The sequence below is a fragment of the Bacillus sp. FSL K6-1366 genome (genome assembly GCF_037976695.1).
GTDB lineage: Bacteria > Bacillota > Bacilli > Bacillales > Bacillaceae > Bacillus > Bacillus subtilis.
This window is the reverse complement of sequence record NZ_CP150268.1, coordinates 939746-957697: the sequence shown is the minus strand read 5'-3', so window position 1 is coordinate 957697 and position 17952 is coordinate 939746. Positions and strand designations below refer to the sequence as shown.

At 44.1% G+C, this 17952-nt stretch carries 16 protein-coding genes; 13 read left to right on the top strand and 3 right to left on the bottom strand.

What is annotated here, in order from left to right; translation table 11 throughout:
- Positions 1 to 14 precede the first annotated feature (14 nt).
- Positions 15 to 1130: a sporulation integral membrane protein YtvI gene (ytvI, locus tag MHI44_RS05165; RefSeq protein WP_004399115.1), complete on the bottom strand. Its 1116-nt coding sequence runs from the start codon at positions 1128 to 1130 to the stop codon at positions 15 to 17.
- 96 nt (positions 1131 to 1226) lie between these two features.
- Between ytvI and MHI44_RS05160 the strand changes: the two genes are divergently transcribed.
- The 10 genes from MHI44_RS05160 to coaE all read left to right on the top strand — a co-directional run bounded on the left by MHI44_RS05160 (position 1227) and on the right by coaE (position 13375).
- Positions 1227 to 1691: a DUF441 domain-containing protein gene (locus MHI44_RS05160; RefSeq protein WP_339203034.1), complete on the top strand. Its 465-nt coding sequence runs from the start codon at positions 1227 to 1229 to the stop codon at positions 1689 to 1691.
- A gap of 334 nt (positions 1692 to 2025) precedes the next feature.
- Positions 2026 to 3144: a citrate synthase gene (gene citZ / locus MHI44_RS05155; RefSeq protein ID WP_004398810.1), complete on the top strand. Its 1119-nt coding sequence runs from the start codon at positions 2026 to 2028 to the stop codon at positions 3142 to 3144.
- A 164-nt stretch (positions 3145 to 3308) separates the two neighbouring features.
- Positions 3309 to 4580 carry an NADP-dependent isocitrate dehydrogenase gene (gene icd, locus MHI44_RS05150; RefSeq protein ID WP_014477637.1) on the top strand — a complete coding sequence of 424 codons (1272 nt, stop codon included), beginning with the start codon at positions 3309 to 3311 and terminating at the stop codon, positions 4578 to 4580.
- 43 nt (positions 4581 to 4623) lie between these two features.
- The gene (gene mdh / locus MHI44_RS05145; RefSeq protein WP_003237775.1) at positions 4624 to 5562 is read left to right on the top strand and encodes a malate dehydrogenase; all 939 of its coding nucleotides are present in this window, start codon (positions 4624 to 4626) and stop codon (positions 5560 to 5562) included.
- A gap of 211 nt (positions 5563 to 5773) precedes the next feature.
- On the top strand, positions 5774 to 6496 hold the full coding sequence (phoP, locus tag MHI44_RS05140; protein WP_003229442.1) for a two-component system response regulator PhoP: 723 nt from the start codon (positions 5774 to 5776) through the stop codon (positions 6494 to 6496).
- The gene (phoR, locus tag MHI44_RS05135; protein WP_014480538.1) at positions 6489 to 8228 is read left to right on the top strand and encodes a sensory box histidine kinase PhoR; all 1740 of its coding nucleotides are present in this window, start codon (positions 6489 to 6491) and stop codon (positions 8226 to 8228) included. The genes phoP and phoR overlap by 8 nt, the downstream gene beginning before the upstream one ends.
- A gap of 243 nt (positions 8229 to 8471) precedes the next feature.
- Positions 8472 to 11114 (top strand): DNA polymerase I, encoded by a 2643-nt coding sequence (gene polA / locus MHI44_RS05130; RefSeq protein WP_004398870.1) that lies wholly within the window; start codon positions 8472 to 8474, stop codon positions 11112 to 11114.
- Between the two features lie 22 nt (positions 11115 to 11136).
- Complete coding sequence (gene mutM / locus MHI44_RS05125) at positions 11137 to 11967, top strand: DNA-formamidopyrimidine glycosylase (protein ID WP_019712903.1); 831 nt, start codon at positions 11137 to 11139, stop codon at positions 11965 to 11967.
- Positions 11968 to 12133: 166 nt separating this feature from the next.
- Positions 12134 to 12766: a sporulation membrane protein YtaF gene (ytaF, locus tag MHI44_RS05120; protein ID WP_019712904.1), complete on the top strand. Its 633-nt coding sequence runs from the start codon at positions 12134 to 12136 to the stop codon at positions 12764 to 12766.
- 15 nt (positions 12767 to 12781) lie between these two features.
- A complete protein-coding gene (gene coaE, locus MHI44_RS05115) occupies positions 12782 to 13375 on the top strand; it encodes a dephospho-CoA kinase (RefSeq protein ID WP_339203032.1) in 594 nt (197 codons plus the stop codon).
- A 41-nt stretch (positions 13376 to 13416) separates the two neighbouring features.
- On the opposite strand, the gene ytbE is transcribed toward coaE, so the two are convergent.
- Complete coding sequence (gene ytbE / locus MHI44_RS05110; RefSeq protein ID WP_003229455.1) at positions 13417 to 14259, bottom strand: aldo/keto reductase YtbE; 843 nt, start codon at positions 14257 to 14259, stop codon at positions 13417 to 13419.
- A gap of 23 nt (positions 14260 to 14282) precedes the next feature.
- Positions 14283 to 15470 carry an MFS transporter gene (locus MHI44_RS05105; RefSeq protein ID WP_015251485.1) on the bottom strand — a complete coding sequence of 396 codons (1188 nt, stop codon included), beginning with the start codon at positions 15468 to 15470 and terminating at the stop codon, positions 14283 to 14285.
- Positions 15471 to 15653: 183 nt separating this feature from the next.
- On the opposite strand from MHI44_RS05105, the gene MHI44_RS05100 reads away from it, so the two are divergent.
- From MHI44_RS05100 to speD, 3 genes are all read left to right on the top strand, one after another.
- Positions 15654 to 16034, top strand: a complete 381-nt coding sequence (locus tag MHI44_RS05100; protein ID WP_003229458.1) for a winged helix-turn-helix transcriptional regulator — start codon at positions 15654 to 15656, stop codon at positions 16032 to 16034.
- Positions 16035 to 16239: 205 nt separating this feature from the next.
- Positions 16240 to 17262, top strand: coding sequence for a glyceraldehyde-3-phosphate dehydrogenase (locus tag MHI44_RS05095; protein ID WP_317680541.1), 1023 nt, complete (start codon positions 16240 to 16242; stop codon positions 17260 to 17262).
- Positions 17263 to 17500: 238 nt separating this feature from the next.
- A complete protein-coding gene (gene speD / locus MHI44_RS05090; RefSeq protein WP_003223584.1) occupies positions 17501 to 17881 on the top strand; it encodes an adenosylmethionine decarboxylase in 381 nt (126 codons plus the stop codon).
- Positions 17882 to 17952: the final 71 nt, after the last annotated feature.

Genomic DNA, 17952 nt, shown 5'->3' with positions numbered 1-17952 from the left:
AAACGGCTGCCGTTTTATTTTTGCTGAACGGTGATATAGGACCATATTTCTTTTAATGCGCCTGTTGTGATGAAAGCTTGGATGATGACGAGTACAGCCGGTCCCGCAATCAGTCCTAAAAACCCGAATAATTTAAAGCCGGCAAACAGGGCGATGAGCGTTGCCAGCGGATCGATCCCGATAGATTTACTTAGTATCTTGGGCTCTGTCAGCTGCCGCTGAATAAGAACGACGAGGTACAGGATACCAATTCCGATCGCTTGGGGCAGCTGGCCCGTAATCGATAAATACAAAATCCAGGGCACAAATACTGAGCCGGCACCTAAGTAAGGGAGAAGATCTACAAGCCCGATTAAAAAAGCAATTGTTGCGGCGTGTTCAACCTTTAAGAGAGAAAGGCCGATAAATACAATCACCATCGTGATGAAAACGAGGACGGCTTGTGCTTTGATAAAACCAGTCATTGCTTTTTTTAATTCGCTGCTGATTGCTTTGCTGTTAGCTGTCACACGATCCGGCAGAATTAAAACAAGCATGGCTTTCAGCTTATGCCAATCCTTTGTCATAAAAAAGGTTGCCAGAAGAGAAAAAATCAGAACCGCCGCCGTATTGGGAAGAAGAGCGAAAAATCTCGGGATCATCTCTAGAATGTGGGACAGCAGGAGCCCGGCATTTTTAGCGGCCGAATCACCGAGTGTCTGGATATGAGTGACGATGGAAGCCTGCTGGTTCGTTTCCAATTCTTGAAACAAAAGAGTTAACTCGTTATAGAGCGGCTGAATATGAGTGGTAAACAATTTTTCGCAATATGAAATAAACGTGCTGATATGCGGAGGCAGCGTTTTTGCTAGATAGGCTGTTCCCGTTACGATTTCGGCTACCAGAATGGTGAGCACGCCGAAGGCTGCGAGCAGAAAAAAAGCAAGAACGCCCAGAACATTTATCGTTCGGGGGAATCCTGTCACTTTGTCCAAATAATCGACAACAGGATGAATCACCGATGAAAGAATAAGGGCGATCAGGAACGGATAAGTTAACGGAAACGAATAATAGGCCGCAGCTATCGACCCTGCGGTCATTGATATGACAAAGAGGGTTCTGAAAAAAATAGTGATATAAGATTGATTCACGAAAACGGTCCTCCTCTCGTCAGCATGTCCTATTTTTTATATGTATTCACGCTGTTGCTGAATATGAATACATTCATCTTAAAGGAGGGATGGCATGTGTTTACACAAGCGAATTTATTTTTAATTTTACTCTTGGCTATCGCACTTATCGCAAAAAACCAATCATTGCTCTTTGCTGTATCCGTCCTTTTGATCATCAAAATCCTAGGGCTTGATCAGAAATTATTTCCGACCATCCAGTCAAAAGGCATTAACTGGGGTGTGACCATTATTACCATCGCCGTTCTTGTCCCGATTGCCACGGGAGAAATCGGATTTAAGCAGCTTGGAGAAGCAATGCGGTCTTCCTACGCATGGATCGCTCTTGGAGCGGGAATCGCAGTGGCCCTGATTGCAAAAAACGGCCTGACCCTGCTTGAAAATGATCCGCATATTACAACTGCTCTCGTGATCGGGACCATTCTTGCAGTCACGCTTTTTGGAGGAGTTGCGGTGGGACCGCTGATCGGAGCGGGGATTGCTTATTTAGCCATGCAGATCGTAAAACTGTTCACTTCATAACAAAAAGCGGCCTTAAAGCCGCTTTTTTTTGTATGCAAAAACCCGCAAATAAAGGCGTTTTTTCGGGGAAATCACAGAATGAAAAAAAAAATTATAGGTAAACATTTAACAAATGTCTGATTATTGTTTATAATGAGAATAGGCTTAAACTTAAATAAGCTTATAAGAATTTGTTATGTTCTTTCATAAGCAAAGGGTTTTAGTTCCAGCAGCCAGTAAAATGTAAGCATTTTCTTTTTGGGGGAGAGAAATACTTGCATCGTGCTTTTTAAGTAAGCCTCATGTTTTTACAACACTCTTAAAGGGGAAATTTATTGAAAAGGAGATGTTATATATGACAGCGACACGCGGTCTTGAAGGGGTTGTAGCAACAACATCATCTGTTAGTTCTATTATTGATGATACCCTTACATATGTGGGGTATGATATCGATGATTTGACAGAGAATGCAAGTTTTGAAGAAATCATCTACTTGCTTTGGCATCTAAGGCTGCCAAACAAAAAAGAGCTTGAAGAGTTAAAGCAGCAGCTTGCAAAGGAAGCTGCCGTTCCGCAAGAAATTATTGAGCACTTCAAATCTTATTCCCTCGAAAATGTTCATCCCATGGCTGCTCTTCGGACAGCAATTTCATTACTAGGCCTGCTTGACAGCGAGGCTGATACCATGAACCCGGAAGCCAACTACAGAAAGGCGATCCGCCTTCAGGCAAAGGTGCCTGGCCTGGTTGCAGCGTTTTCCAGAATTCGCAAGGGTCTTGAGCCTGTTGAACCGAGAGAAGATTACGGTATTGCGGAGAATTTTCTTTACACATTAAACGGTGAAGAGCCTTCACCAATTGAGGTTGAAGCCTTCAACAAAGCATTGATTTTACATGCTGACCATGAGCTGAACGCGTCAACGTTCACAGCGAGGGTCTGCGTCGCAACACTTTCTGACATCTATTCAGGCATTACTGCAGCAATCGGCGCGCTGAAAGGGCCTCTTCACGGCGGAGCGAATGAAGGCGTTATGAAAATGCTGACAGAAATCGGTGAAGTGGAAAACGCTGAGCCGTACATCCGCGCTAAACTTGAAAAGAAAGAAAAAATCATGGGATTCGGCCACCGTGTGTATAAGCATGGTGATCCGCGCGCGAAGCATCTGAAAGAAATGAGCAAGCGCCTGACCAACCTGACAGGCGAAAGCAAATGGTATGAGATGTCCATTCGTATAGAAGACATCGTCACATCAGAGAAAAAGCTTCCGCCTAACGTTGATTTCTATTCGGCTTCTGTATATCACAGCCTCGGTATTGACCATGATTTGTTTACACCGATTTTTGCTGTAAGCAGAATGTCCGGCTGGCTCGCTCATATTCTTGAGCAGTATGACAACAACCGTCTGATCCGCCCGCGGGCAGATTACACAGGCCCTGACAAACAAAAATTCGTTCCGATTGAAGAAAGAGCCTAAAGAACCATTGGAGGCTGGCTTGCGTCAATGAGGTTAGCCTCTTGTTCAGAACATCAAAATTGGGTTACACTTTAAATTGAATGTTAGGAAAAATCATTTTATTTTCTATATAAGAAAAATAAAATGTTTTCTAAATATGAATTACATACTGGGAGGTTTTTATTGTGGCACAAGGTGAAAAAATTACAGTCTCTAACGGAGTATTAAACGTACCAAACAACCCGATTATCCCATTTATCGAAGGAGACGGAACCGGTCCTGATATTTGGAACGCGGCTTCGAAGGTTTTGGAAGCAGCAGTAGAAAAAGCATACAAAGGCGAAAAGAAAATTACATGGAAAGAAGTTTACGCTGGAGAAAAGGCTTATAATAAAACAGGTGAGTGGCTCCCTGCTGAAACATTAGATGTGATCCGCGAATATTTCATCGCGATTAAAGGCCCGTTAACGACACCTGTCGGCGGCGGTATCCGTTCTTTGAACGTAGCGCTCAGACAAGAGCTTGACCTATTCGTCTGCTTAAGACCTGTAAGATACTTTACTGGAGTGCCGTCACCGGTAAAACGCCCTGAAGATACTGATATGGTCATCTTCCGTGAAAATACAGAAGATATTTACGCAGGCATCGAGTATGCAAAAGGCTCTGAAGAAGTGCAAAAGCTTATCAGCTTCCTTCAAAATGAGTTAAACGTCAACAAAATCCGTTTCCCTGAGACATCAGGTATCGGCATTAAGCCTGTTTCAGAAGAAGGAACAAGCCGCTTGGTCAGAGCTGCCATTGATTATGCGATCGAGCATGGCCGCAAATCTGTAACGCTTGTTCACAAAGGAAACATCATGAAGTTCACAGAAGGCGCCTTCAAAAACTGGGGCTATGAACTTGCTGAAAAAGAATACGGAGATAAAGTCTTCACATGGGCTCAATATGACCGCATTGCTGAAGAAGAAGGAAAAGACGCTGCCAACAAAGCGCAAAGCGAAGCGGAAGCAGCAGGAAAAATCATTATCAAAGACAGCATTGCTGACATTTTCCTTCAGCAGATCTTAACGCGTCCAAACGAGTTTGATGTCGTTGCGACAATGAACTTGAACGGAGATTACATTTCTGATGCTCTTGCTGCGCAAGTCGGCGGAATCGGCATTGCTCCTGGAGCGAACATCAACTACGAAACAGGACATGCGATTTTCGAGGCGACGCACGGAACGGCTCCTAAATATGCAGGCCTTGATAAAGTAAACCCATCTTCAGTTATTCTTTCAGGCGTTCTGCTTCTTGAGCATTTAGGATGGAACGAAGCGGCTGATTTGGTTATCAAATCTATGGAAAAAACAATCGCTTCCAAAGTCGTAACTTACGATTTTGCTAGATTAATGGACGGGGCGACTGAAGTGAAATGTTCAGAGTTCGGAGAAGAACTGATCAAAAACATGGACTAAGCAAGGAAAAAGCCTAAAACTAGCCATAAAGGAGAAGAGAGACATGGGAAATACTCGTAAAAAAGTTTCTGTTATCGGAGCAGGTTTTACCGGAGCTACAACTGCATTTTTAATCGCTCAAAAAGAGCTGGCAGACGTTGTTCTTGTTGACATTCCGCAATTGGAGAACCCGACAAAGGGAAAAGCGCTTGATATGCTTGAAGCAAGCCCGGTTCAAGGCTTTGACGCAAAAATTACGGGAACATCCAATTACGAAGATACAGCTGGCTCTGACATTGTTGTCATTACAGCCGGTATCGCAAGAAAACCTGGTATGAGCAGAGATGATCTGGTCTCTACAAACGAAAAGATTATGAGAAGCGTTACGCGGGAAATCGTGAAATATTCTCCTGACTCTATTATTGTGGTGCTGACAAATCCTGTTGATGCAATGACATACGCGGTGTACAAAGAATCAGGCTTCCCTAAAGAGCGTGTAATCGGCCAGTCCGGTGTGCTTGATACGGCAAGATTCAGAACATTTGTGGCAGAGGAATTAAACCTGTCAGTGAAAGATGTGACTGGTTTCGTACTCGGCGGACACGGTGACGATATGGTGCCGCTTGTGCGTTATTCTTATGCTGGCGGTATCCCGCTTGAAACTCTTATTCCGAAAGAACGGATTGACGCAATTGTGGAGCGCACTAGAAAAGGAGGAGGCGAAATCGTGAATCTTCTTGGAAACGGAAGCGCGTATTATGCGCCTGCGGCTTCTCTGACAGAAATGGTCGAAGCGATCTTGAAGGATCAGCGCCGCGTCCTTCCTACAATTGCTTATCTTGAAGGGGAATACGGCTATGAAGGCATCTATCTTGGTGTTCCTACAATTGTAGGCGGCAACGGTCTTGAGCAAATCATTGAACTTGAACTGACAGACTATGAAAGAGCGCAGCTGAATAAATCAGTTGAATCTGTCAAAAATGTCATGAAAGTATTATCCTAATAAAAAGAGAGAAAGGCTTGCTTAATACAGCCTTTCTCTTTTTACTATAAATGAAAGCGTTATCATAAGCGTCTTTATTTCTTTTAAAAATGATGTAAAAGGCGAATTGTCGGAATGTCCTGCTTTCGCTAAAATAAAATCATGAAACATGTTAAGATGACATAAAATAGAGAAATAGGATGTCGGGGAATTATAATACTGGAGGCACAGCATGAACAAGAAAATTTTAGTTGTGGATGATGAAGAATCTATTGTTACTCTTTTACAGTACAATTTGGAACGGTCAGGCTATGATGTCATTACCGCCTCGGATGGGGAAGAAGCACTCAAAAAAGCGGAAACAGAGAAGCCTGATTTGATTGTGCTTGATGTGATGCTTCCAAAATTGGACGGAATCGAAGTATGCAAGCAGCTGAGACAGCAAAAACTGATGTTTCCCATTTTAATGCTGACAGCGAAGGATGAGGAATTCGACAAAGTATTAGGGCTGGAGCTCGGTGCTGATGATTATATGACCAAGCCGTTCAGTCCAAGGGAAGTAAATGCGAGAGTCAAAGCGATTTTAAGGCGTTCGGAAATAGCTGCGCCCTCTAGTGAGATGAAGAACGATGAAATGGAAGGCCAGATCGTAATCGGCGATCTGAAAATCCTGCCTGATCATTATGAAGCGTACTTTAAAGAAAGTCAGCTTGAACTGACACCGAAAGAATTCGAACTGCTGCTCTATTTAGGCAGACATAAAGGCAGAGTTCTGACAAGAGACCTGCTGCTGAGCGCAGTCTGGAATTATGATTTTGCCGGAGATACGAGAATTGTTGATGTGCACATCAGCCATCTTCGCGACAAAATTGAAAACAATACCAAAAAACCGATCTACATTAAAACGATTAGGGGATTGGGGTATAAACTGGAGGAGCCAAAAATGAATGAATAAATACCGTGTGCGCCTTTTTTCTGTATTCGTTGTCTGTATGATTCTGGTGTTTTGTGTCCTCGGGCTGTTTTTACAGCAGCTTTTTGAAACATCTGATCAAAGGAAAGCAGAGGAACACATTGAAAAAGAAGCAAAATACTTGGCTTCGCTTCTTGATGCCGGCAATCTGAATAATCAAGCAAATGAGAAAATCATTAAAGATGCAGGCGGCGCGCTTGATGTGAGCGCATCCGTTATTGATACAGACGGCAAGGTGCTGTATGGGTCAAACGGGAGATCGGCTGATTCCCAAAAGGTGCAGGCGCTTGTTTCTGGCCATGAGGGTATTCTGTCAACAACAGATAACAAGCTTTATTACGGACTTTCACTTAGAAGCGAAGGTGAAAAAACAGGATATGTGCTGCTTTCCGCCTCTGAAAAAAGCGACGGCTTAAAAGGCGAATTGTGGGGGATGCTGACGGCCAGTCTTTGTACCGCATTTATCGTCATTGTTTATTTTTATTCCAGCATGACCTCACGTTATAAAAGGTCAATTGAGTCAGCGACAAATGTAGCCACAGAACTCTCTAAGGGCAACTACGATGCACGGACGTACGGCGGCTATATTAGGCGTTCTGATAAGCTAGGACATGCGATGAACAGCCTTGCCATTGATCTGATGGAAATGACGCGAACGCAGGAAATGCAGCGGGATCGGCTGCTGACAGTCATTGAAAACATTGGCTCCGGGCTGATTATGATCGACGGAAGAGGCTTTATTAATCTCGTAAACAGATCTTACGCCAAGCAGTTTCATATCAATCCGAATCATATGCTGCGCCGTCTTTATCACGATGCATTTGAACATGAAGAAGTGATCCAGCTTGTCGAAGACATTTTTATGACGGAGACAAAGAAATGCAAGCTGTTAAGACTGCCGATCAAAATAGAACGGCGTTATTTTGAAGTGGACGGCGTTCCGATTATGGGGCCGGACGATGAATGGAAAGGAATTGTGCTTGTTTTCCATGACATGACGGAAACGAAGAAATTAGAGCAGATGAGGAAGGATTTTGTGGCCAATGTTTCTCATGAGCTGAAAACACCGATTACGTCCATAAAAGGGTTTACGGAGACGTTATTGGATGGGGCGATGGAAGACAAAGAGGCGCTTTCTGAATTTCTCTCTATTATTCTTAAGGAAAGCGAAAGGCTTCAGTCTTTGGTTCAGGATTTGCTCGATCTCTCAAAAATCGAGCAGCAAAATTTCACGCTCAGTATCGAAACGTTTGAGCCGGCCAAAATGCTTGTTGAGATTGAAACGCTTCTGAAGCATAAGGCGGATGAGAAAGGCATCTCCTTGCACCTGAATGTCCCGAAAGACCCTCAATATGTATCTGGTGACCCGTACAGGCTGAAACAGGTATTTCTTAATCTCGTAAACAATGCGTTAACCTACACGCCTGAGGGGGGCTCCGTGGCTATCAATGTAAAGCCCAGAGAAAAAGACATTCAGATTGAGGTTGCCGATTCTGGAATCGGAATTCAGAAAGAAGAAATTCCGCGCATCTTTGAACGCTTTTACCGCGTAGATAAAGACAGAAGCAGGAATTCGGGCGGAACCGGGCTGGGCCTTGCGATTGTCAAGCATTTAATAGAGGCTCATGAAGGGAAAATTGATGTCACAAGCGAGCCTGGACGGGGAACTGTCTTTACCGTGACGCTGAAACGGGCCGCTGAAAAGTCCGCCTAATGTTTACAAAGGTTTAACAATATCTTCATGCACTGTTAAACCTATGCTGGTAGGATGTAGTAGAACCCCTTCATCCAAGGAGCCAATTTTGACGGCGGGAACCTATTTGTGTTCCCGTCCTTTTTTGTGTCTTCTCTTATAGTTCACGTATTTTCCTTTCAAATTGAACTTTGTTAAAATAAGAGGAGCTAATGACTATGTAAGAGATGAATGGAAGCCTGAGGCTTCTTAGGAGGAAATTGAATGACGGAACGAAAAAAATTAGTGCTTGTAGACGGAAACAGTCTGGCTTACCGGGCGTTTTTTGCATTGCCGCTGTTAAGCAATGATAAAGGTGTTCATACGAATGCTGTATACGGCTTTGCGATGATTTTGATGAAAATGCTTGAGGATGAAAAACCGACGCACATGCTGGTTGCGTTTGATGCCGGGAAAACAACATTTCGTCACGGCACATTTAAAGAATATAAAGGCGGCAGACAGAAAACCCCGCCTGAGCTTTCCGAACAAATGCCGTTTATCCGCGAGCTGCTGGATGCCTACCAGATCAGCCGCTATGAACTGGAACAATATGAAGCGGATGATATTATCGGCACACTGGCCAAATCGGCTGAAAAAGACGGATTTGAAGTAAAGGTTTTCTCAGGGGATAAGGATTTAACCCAGCTGGCAACGGACAAAACGACAGTTGCCATTACGAGAAAGGGAATTACCGATGTTGAATTTTACACACCGGAGCATGTCAAAGAGAAATATGGGCTTACGCCTGAACAAATCATTGACATGAAGGGTCTGATGGGCGATTCCTCAGATAATATTCCGGGTGTGCCCGGCGTCGGAGAAAAGACTGCGATTAAGCTTTTAAAACAATTTGATTCCGTTGAAAAGCTGCTGGAGTCCATTGACGAGGTGAGCGGAAAGAAATTGAAGGAAAAGCTTGAGGAGTTTAAGGATCAGGCATTGATGAGCAAGGAGCTTGCGACAATTATGACGGATGCTCCGATTGAGGTATCTGTTTCCGGCCTGGAATATCAAGGCTTTAATCGTGAACAGGTCATTGCCATCTTTAAAGATCTTGGCTTCAACACGCTTCTTGAACGGCTTGGAGAAGACAGTGCAGAAGCAGAACAGGATCAATCGTTGGAAGACATTAATGTCAAAACAGTCACAGACGTGACAAGCGATATATTGGTTTCTCCATCCGCATTTGTCGTTGAACAGATTGGCGATAATTATCATGAAGAGCCGATCCTCGGATTTTCGATCGTAAATGAAACGGGAGCTTATTTCATTCCGAAAGACATTGCCGTTGAGTCTGAGGTGTTTAAAGAATGGGTGGAAAATGACGAGCAGAAGAAATGGGTCTTCGACAGCAAGCGGGCTGTTGTCGCTTTGCGCTGGCAGGGCATTGAGCTGAAAGGAGCCGAGTTTGATACGCTCCTTGCGGCTTATATCATCAACCCGGGCAATTCATATGACGACGTTGCGAGTGTGGCTAAGGATTACGGCCTGCATATCGTTTCAAGTGATGAATCAGTTTATGGAAAAGGAGCAAAACGGGCAGTGCCGTCAGAAGACGTACTGTCTGAGCACCTTGGCCGAAAAGCGTTAGCAATTCAAAGCCTTCGGGAAAAGCTCGTTCAGGAGCTGGAAAACAACGACCAGCTTGAACTGTTTGAAGAGCTGGAAATGCCTCTTGCGCTTATTCTTGGCGAAATGGAATCAACTGGCGTCAAGGTCGATGTTGACCGTTTAAAACGGATGGGTGAAGAACTGGGTGCGAAGCTGAAGGAATATGAAGAAAAAATCCATGAGATTGCGGGAGAGCCGTTTAACATCAATTCTCCGAAACAGCTAGGCGTCATCTTATTTGAAAAGATCGGCCTTCCTGTCGTAAAGAAAACGAAAACAGGCTATTCTACGTCTGCCGATGTGCTTGAAAAGCTGGCTGACAAGCATGATATTGTCGACTATATTTTACAGTACAGACAAATTGGCAAGCTTCAATCAACATATATCGAAGGGCTTTTAAAGGTGACGAGACCGGATTCGCATAAAGTGCACACGCGATTTAACCAGGCCTTAACGCAAACTGGCCGTCTCAGCTCGACTGATCCGAACCTGCAAAACATTCCGATCAGGCTTGAGGAAGGCCGGAAAATTCGCCAAGCTTTTGTGCCGTCTGAAAAAGACTGGCTCATTTTTGCAGCCGATTATTCACAAATCGAGCTGCGGGTGCTTGCCCATATTTCAAAGGATGAAAATCTGATCGAAGCTTTTACAAATGATATGGATATTCACACGAAAACGGCAATGGATGTGTTCCATGTCGCTAAGGATGAAGTGACATCTGCGATGAGACGCCAGGCGAAAGCGGTCAACTTTGGCATTGTTTACGGGATCAGCGATTACGGTCTGTCACAGAACCTCGGCATTACTCGGAAGGAAGCGGGAGCATTTATCGACCGCTATCTGGAAAGCTTCCAAGGCGTAAAAGCGTACATGGAAGATTCAGTACAGGAAGCGAAACAAAAAGGATACGTAACAACCCTTATGCATCGCCGCCGCTACATCCCTGAGCTGACAAGCCGGAACTTTAATATCCGAAGTTTTGCGGAGCGGACGGCCATGAATACGCCGATTCAAGGAAGCGCCGCTGATATTATCAAAAAAGCCATGATTGACATGGCTGCCAAGCTGAAAGAAAAACAGTTGAAAGCAAGGCTTCTGCTTCAAGTACACGATGAATTGATTTTTGAGGCGCCAAAGGAAGAAATTGAAATTCTTGAAAAGCTTGTTCCTGAAGTGATGGAGCATGCGCTTGCATTAGATGTGCCGTTAAAGGTGGACTTTGCATCAGGCCCATCTTGGTACGATGCGAAATAAACAGAGATAGGAAGTGATGGATGTGCCGGAATTACCAGAGGTTGAGACGGTCCGGCGCACTCTGACCGGGCTTGTAAAGGGAAAAACAATCAAATCGGTAGAGATCAGATGGCCGAATATCATCAAACGGCCTGCCGAACCGGAGGAATTTGCGCGAAAACTAGCAGGAGAAACGATACAGTCCATCGGAAGACGGGGAAAGTTTTTGCTGTTTCATTTAGATCATTATGTTATGGTTTCTCACCTTCGAATGGAAGGAAAATACGGTCTTCATCAAGCCGAAGAGCCTGACGATAAACACGTGCATGTCATATTCACGATGACGGATGGAACCCAGCTCCGGTACAGGGATGTGCGGAAATTTGGAACCATGCACTTATTTAAACCGGGAGAAGAAGCGGGCGAGCTCCCGCTTTCTCAGTTAGGGCCGGAGCCGGATGCAGAAGAATTTACGAGTGCGTATTTAAAAGAACGGCTTGCGAAAACAAACCGCGCTGTCAAAACTGCCCTACTGGATCAAAAAACGGTAGTTGGACTAGGAAACATTTATGTGGATGAGGCTCTTTTCAGAGCGGGTGTTCATCCCGAGATAAAAGCAAATCAATTATCAGATAAAACAATCAAAACCCTTCACGCTGAAATCAAAAACACTCTGCAGGAGGCGATTGATGCGGGCGGAAGCACAGTCCGTTCATATATCAACTCCCAAGGGGAAATCGGAATGTTCCAGCTGCAGCATTTTGTGTACGGAAAAAAAGACGAGCCATGCAAAAATTGCGGAACGATGATTTCGAAAATTGTCGTTGGAGGAAGAGGCACGCATTTTTGCGCAAAGTGCCAGAAAAAAAAGTAGCATAATGCTTCATCGTCCAAGCTGTCGGTGCATATATCAGTAACTCTGTAATGGAGGATGCCATTTTCGAAACACGGATTTTTCACTTTCCCATATATATGATTGTGATGAATCCCGGGCATTTCACATCTGATACAAGAGCACCAACAGAAAGGAAGAAACGGATATGCAAATGGTTTCTATACTGCTGCTGGCGTTGGCTGTCAGCTTGGACAGTTTTTCAGTCGGATTTACGTACGGATTGAGAAAAATGAAAATACCGTTTAAAGCGATTTTGGTTATCGCCTGCTGTTCCGGTGCTGTCATGTTTATATCCATGCTGATCGGAAGCTTTCTCACGAAGTTTGTTCCTGTATATGTGACGGAGAAGCTTGGCGGTTTGATATTGGTTGGAATCGGTGCGTGGGTTCTGTACCAATTCTTCAAACCGGCAAAAGATAAAGAATACCTCTTGCATGAAAAAACACTGCTTAATTTAGAGGTTCGGTCATTAGGAATTGTGATTCATATTTTGAGAAAACCCATGAGTGCGGATATCGACAAATCGGGTGTGATCAATGGAATTGAGGCGGTCTTATTGGGATTTGCCTTATCGATTGATGCCTTTGGAGCAGGTATAGGCGCAGCCATTCTCGGTTTTTCACCGATTGTGATGAGCATCGCCGTGGCAATCATGAGCTCGCTGTTTGTATCAATTGGAATCAATGCCGGCCATTTTCTGTCTAAGTGGAAATGGATCGATAAAATGGCGTTTTTGCCGGGGCTTCTATTAATCACGATTGGGCTCTGGAAATTGTAAAAAGGAGTGGATCTCTTGACCTTAGTCATTGGTTTAACGGGAGGAATAGCTAGCGGCAAAAGCACGGTAGCCAATATGCTGATTGAAAAAGGAATAACAGTTATAGATGCAGATATCATTGCAAAACAAGCGGTAGAAAAAGGGATGCCGGCCTACCGGCAAATCATTGACGAATTCGGTGAAGACATACTGCTCTCAAATGGCGATATAGATCGAAAAAAGCTTGGAGCGCTGGTATTTACAAATGAACAAAAGCGTCTCGCTTTAAATGCAATTGTTCATCCCGCAGTCAGGCAGGAAATGCTCAATCGCCGTGATGAAGCCGTTGCAAATCGGGAGGCATTTGTTGTATTGGATATCCCGCTATTGTTCGAAAGCAAATTGGAATCATTGGTTGATAAAATTATCGTGGTCAGTGTGACAAAAGAGCTTCAACTGGAACGTCTGATGAAGCGCAATCAGCTGACGGAAGAAGAAGCAGTCAGCCGTATCCGCTCTCAAATGCCCTTAGAGGAAAAAACAGCAAGAGCAGATCAAGTCATCGATAACAGCGGCACGCTTGAAGAGACCAAAAGGCAGCTTGATGAAATCATGAACAACTGGGCATAATACAAAAAACACCGTTCATATTGAACGGTGTTTTTTTGCCATTAAAAATCAAAGTTGTCCGGATCAGGACCGACGCGCAAGTTTTCATTCAGTGCATCGATTCGGTTCATGTCATCCTGCGTTAATTCAAAGTCAAATACGCTTGCATTTTCTTTAATGCGGTGTTCCTTCGTTGATTTAGGAATCGTTATAATGCCATGCTGCAGATCCCAGCGCAAGATAATTTGTGCGACAGATTTGTTATATGTTTGAGCGATGTCAGCCAATACAGGATGATCCAGCAGCTGCCCCTGCATTAAAGGTGACCAAGCCTCCATCTGGATGCCCTGATTTTGGCAGTATCTTATCAACTCTTTTTGTGTGAGGCGCGGGTGAAATTCCACTTGGTTAATCATAGGCTTAATTTCAGCTGCCGTCATCAGATCTTCAAGATGGTGAATTTGGAAGTTGCTTACGCCAATCGCTTTGATACGGCCTTCTTTATACAGCGTTTCAAGCGCTCTCCAAGCTTCTTTATACTTTCCTTCTACAGGCCAGTGGATGAGGTATAGATCCAAATAATCCAGACCGAGTTTGGATAGGCTTGTTTCAAACGCGGCGAGTGTTTCTTCGTAGCCTAAATCCGCATTCCATACTTTCGATGTGATAAACAGATCCTCTCTTGAAATGCCTGCTTCTTCAATGCCTTCCCGAATCCCTTCTCCAACGCCAGCTTCATTTCCATAGATAGCTGCAGTATCAATACTGCGGTACCCGTGAACAATGGCAGTTTTAACTGCGTTTACCAGTTCAGATCCTTCTTCCACTTGGAACACGCCGAGGCCGAACCAAGGCATTTCTACCCCATTATGAAGTGTTGCTTTTGCTTGTAAATGTGTTGTCATGTTCATTTCCTCCTTTAAAATTGTCAGGCTTCCTGCCGATCTCGTTTTTCCATTAAGCGGCTCCAGCCTGTTAAAATGACTGCACCGACCACCATTAATCCGCCTATCCAAGCGGTATGAATCAATCCGATTGAATCGGTGATCACACCGCCAAGGTATGACCCAAGCGCGATTCCTGCATTAAAGGCAGCGATATTCATCGCGGATGCGACGTCAACTGCACTCGGGACAAAACGCTCAGCCAGCATGACGACATACACCTGAAGGCCGGGCACGTTCATAAAAGCCAGCAATCCCATACAGAGAATGGTAATGAGCCCTGCTGTTTGATACGGGGCTGTAAATGTCAGTACGAATAGAACAATTGCTTGTACGATAAACATATAGAATAAAGCGGCAATCGGATTTCGGTTTGACAGCTTTCCGCCAATCATATTGCCGATAGCAATAGCTATTCCGTATCCGAGCAGAATCACTGCAACAGTCCCGGCTTTGAAGCCTGTTACTTCCTGAAGCAGGGGAGACAGATACGTGAACACAACGAATGTTCCTCCGTATCCAAGCGCTGTAATGACAAATAAAAGCAATAACCGGCTGTTTGTCACAAGCTTCAATTGATCCCGCATCGTTGTTTTCGTCCCTTTTCGTAACTTGGACGGTACAAGAATGCCATTTGTAATGAAAGCAATGATTCCGACGGCGATAATGACCATAAAGGCGAAACGCCAGCCGAACTGCTGGCCGATAAATGTCCCAAAAGGAACTCCGGTTACAGTTGCCACAGTGAGGCCGGTAAACATAATTGAAATCGCGCTAGCCCTTTTATCTTCCGGGACAATATCCGCTGCGATTGTCGAACCGATCGACATAAACACACCGTGCGAAAATGCCGATATCACACGTGCTGCTAGTAAAATCCCGATGCTTGAAGCGGTTGCTGCCATCGTATTACCGGCAATAAAAATAAACATGATCCAAAGCAATAGTGTCTTACGCGACATGCTTGAGGTCAATGAAGTTAATATAGGTGCCCCAAATGTAACGCCGAGCGCATAAAGGGAAACGGTTAATCCTGCTGTCGTGACTGGAATATGCAGGTCATCAGCAATGAGCGGCAAAAGGCCGACACTGATAAATTCAGTTGTCCCTATTGCGAATGCACTTACGGCCAAAGCCAGTAGTGCAGGAATACTGCTTTTGGCTGAAGTCATGATGTTCCTCCTTTGTAAGATGTGTTGTATGATTGAAATTCTGCCGAGTAAGCTATATAAATAAAAAAGAGCAGATTCAAATCAGCCGGCAAATGTGATTATGAAACATATCGTTAAGAAATAAAAGTACGTACTTTGAAGTGCTATAGTCACTTTTTGGTGCCTGTGAGGAGAATGGATTGTATGGAGAAGAAAAAATATAACATTTCTGTTGAAGCGACTCTTGAAGTGATTGGAGGGAAATGGAAATGCGTCATTTTATGCCATTTGACGCACGGAAAAAAACGCACAAGCGAATTAAAACGCCTAATGCCCAATATCACGCAAAAAATGCTGACTCAGCAGCTGCGCGAGCTGGAAGCGGACGGTGTCATTAACCGAATCGTATATAATCAAGTTCCTCCCAAAGTGGAATATGAGCTCAGCGAATACGGCCGCAGCTTAGAAGGGATTTTAGATATGCTGTGTGCTTGGGGAGCGAATCATATTAACAGAGTGTACGGGGATACATTTTCTGTGCTAGAAGAAAGTGTGCTCAATGATAAGTTAAAACAGGAATCATAAAGCATGAGGGCAGTCAGTGCGGAGCGCTGGCTGCTTTTTGGTTCTTACGCCTGATATTCTGTGCAAGAAAACATAAGATGCATCATAAATTAGCGTTATAATCGTTGATTTTTATCAATATGTACTGGCGAATTTGTTTTAATGTGTTATACTAATTTTAGATAGTAACAAATTAGGATGGCATAATTGATAAGGGGTGTCCAACATGAAGGTAAAAGTAGCGATCAACGGGTTTGGAAGAATCGGAAGAATGGTTTTTAGAAAAGCGATGTTAGACGATCAAATTCAAGTAGTGGCCATTAACGCCAGCTATTCCGCAGAAACGCTGGCTCATTTAATAAAGTATGACACAATTCACGGCAGATACGACAAAGAGGTTGTGGCTGGTGAAGACAGCCTGATCGTAAATGGAAAGAAAGTGCTTTTGTTAAACAGCCGTGATCCAAAACAGCTGCCTTGGCGGGAATATGATATTGACATAGTCGTCGAAGCAACAGGGAAGTTTAATGCTAAAGATAAAGCGATGGGCCATATAGAAGCAGGTGCAAAAAAAGTGATTTTGACCGCTCCGGGAAAAAATGAAGACGTTACCATTGTGATGGGCGTAAATGAGGACCAATTCGACGCTGAGCGCCATGTCATTATTTCAAATGCGTCATGCACGACAAATTGCCTTGCGCCTGTTGTAAAAGTGCTGGATGAAGAGTTTGGCATTGAGAGCGGTCTGATGACTACAGTTCATGCGTATACGAATGACCAAAAAAATATTGATAACCCGCACAAAGATTTGCGCCGGGCGCGGGCTTGCGGTGAATCCATCATTCCGACGACAACAGGAGCGGCAAAGGCGCTTTCACTTGTGCTGCCGCATTTGAAAGGAAAACTTCACGGCCTCGCCTTGCGTGTCCCTGTTCCGAACGTCTCATTGGTTGATCTCGTTGTTGATCTGAAAACGGATGTTACGGCTGAAGAAGTAAACGAGGCATATAAACGCGCTGCCAAAACGTCGATGTACGGTGTACTTGATTACTCAGATGAACCGCTTGTTTCGACTGATTATAATACGAATCCTCATTCAGCGGTCATTGACGGGCTTACAACAATGGTAATGGAAGACAGGAAAGTAAAGGTGCTGGCGTGGTATGACAACGAATGGGGCTACTCCTGCAGAGTTGTTGATCTGATCCGCCATGTAGCGGCACGAATGAAACATCCGTCTGCTGTATAAAATAAGGTCATGGACACATTTTAAAGAAAAAACCCTTAACAGCATATTTCTGAAAAAACGCACCTTGCAAATTAGACTTAAACACAGTATACTATTTTTCGTGAACTTCTTGCTTGAGACTGTTTCGGAATTACTTAAAGGGTTAGGACCTCTCCGGACTAACTTTCCCCCGTGGTAAATGGCCGACCCAGTTGTTGGAATTTCACTTTTTAATTCTTGTTAAGGGGGGTCCATGACTATGGAAACAATGGGGCGTCACGTTATCTCCGAGCTATGGGGATGCGATTTTGATAAGCTGAATGACATGGATTTTATTGAAAAAACGTTTGTAAATGCTGCTCTAAAATCAGGTGCTGAGGTGCGCGAGGTTGCATTTCACAAATTTGCACCGCAAGGCGTAAGCGGAGTTGTGATTATTTCTGAATCACACTTAACGATTCACAGTTTTCCTGAGCACGGATATGCGAGCATTGATGTTTATACTTGTGGAGACTTAGATCCTAATGTCGCTGCTGATTACATTGCAGAGGCATTACATGCTGATACAAGAGAAAACATTGAAATACCAAGAGGAATGGGGCCTGTGCAAATTAAACAGGCGCAAGCGAAAGTACTATAAAGTAAATTGCGAACACAAAGGGAGCTGAAGCTAGAAAGCCATTATGCGCTTTTTAGCTTATGCTCCTTTTA

Coding starts and splice junctions, on each gene's coding strand:
- citZ (WP_004398810.1), top strand. CDS start 2,026: ATGACAGCGACACGCGGTCTTGAAGGGGTTGTAGCAACAACATCATCT.
- mdh (WP_003237775.1), top strand. CDS start 4,624: ATGGGAAATACTCGTAAAAAAGTTTCTGTTATCGGAGCAGGTTTTACC.
- phoP (WP_003229442.1), top strand. CDS start 5,774: ATGAACAAGAAAATTTTAGTTGTGGATGATGAAGAATCTATTGTTACT.
- phoR (WP_014480538.1), top strand. CDS start 6,489: ATGAATAAATACCGTGTGCGCCTTTTTTCTGTATTCGTTGTCTGTATG.
- polA (WP_004398870.1), top strand. CDS start 8,472: ATGACGGAACGAAAAAAATTAGTGCTTGTAGACGGAAACAGTCTGGCT.
- ytaF (WP_019712904.1), top strand. CDS start 12,134: ATGCAAATGGTTTCTATACTGCTGCTGGCGTTGGCTGTCAGCTTGGAC.
- ytbE (WP_003229455.1), bottom strand. CDS start 14,259: ATGACAACACATTTACAAGCAAAAGCAACACTTCATAATGGGGTAGAA.
- MHI44_RS05105 (WP_015251485.1), bottom strand. CDS start 15,470: ATGACTTCAGCCAAAAGCAGTATTCCTGCACTACTGGCTTTGGCCGTA.
- MHI44_RS05100 (WP_003229458.1), top strand. CDS start 15,654: ATGGAGAAGAAAAAATATAACATTTCTGTTGAAGCGACTCTTGAAGTG.
- MHI44_RS05095 (WP_317680541.1), top strand. CDS start 16,240: ATGAAGGTAAAAGTAGCGATCAACGGGTTTGGAAGAATCGGAAGAATG.
- speD (WP_003223584.1), top strand. CDS start 17,501: ATGGAAACAATGGGGCGTCACGTTATCTCCGAGCTATGGGGATGCGAT.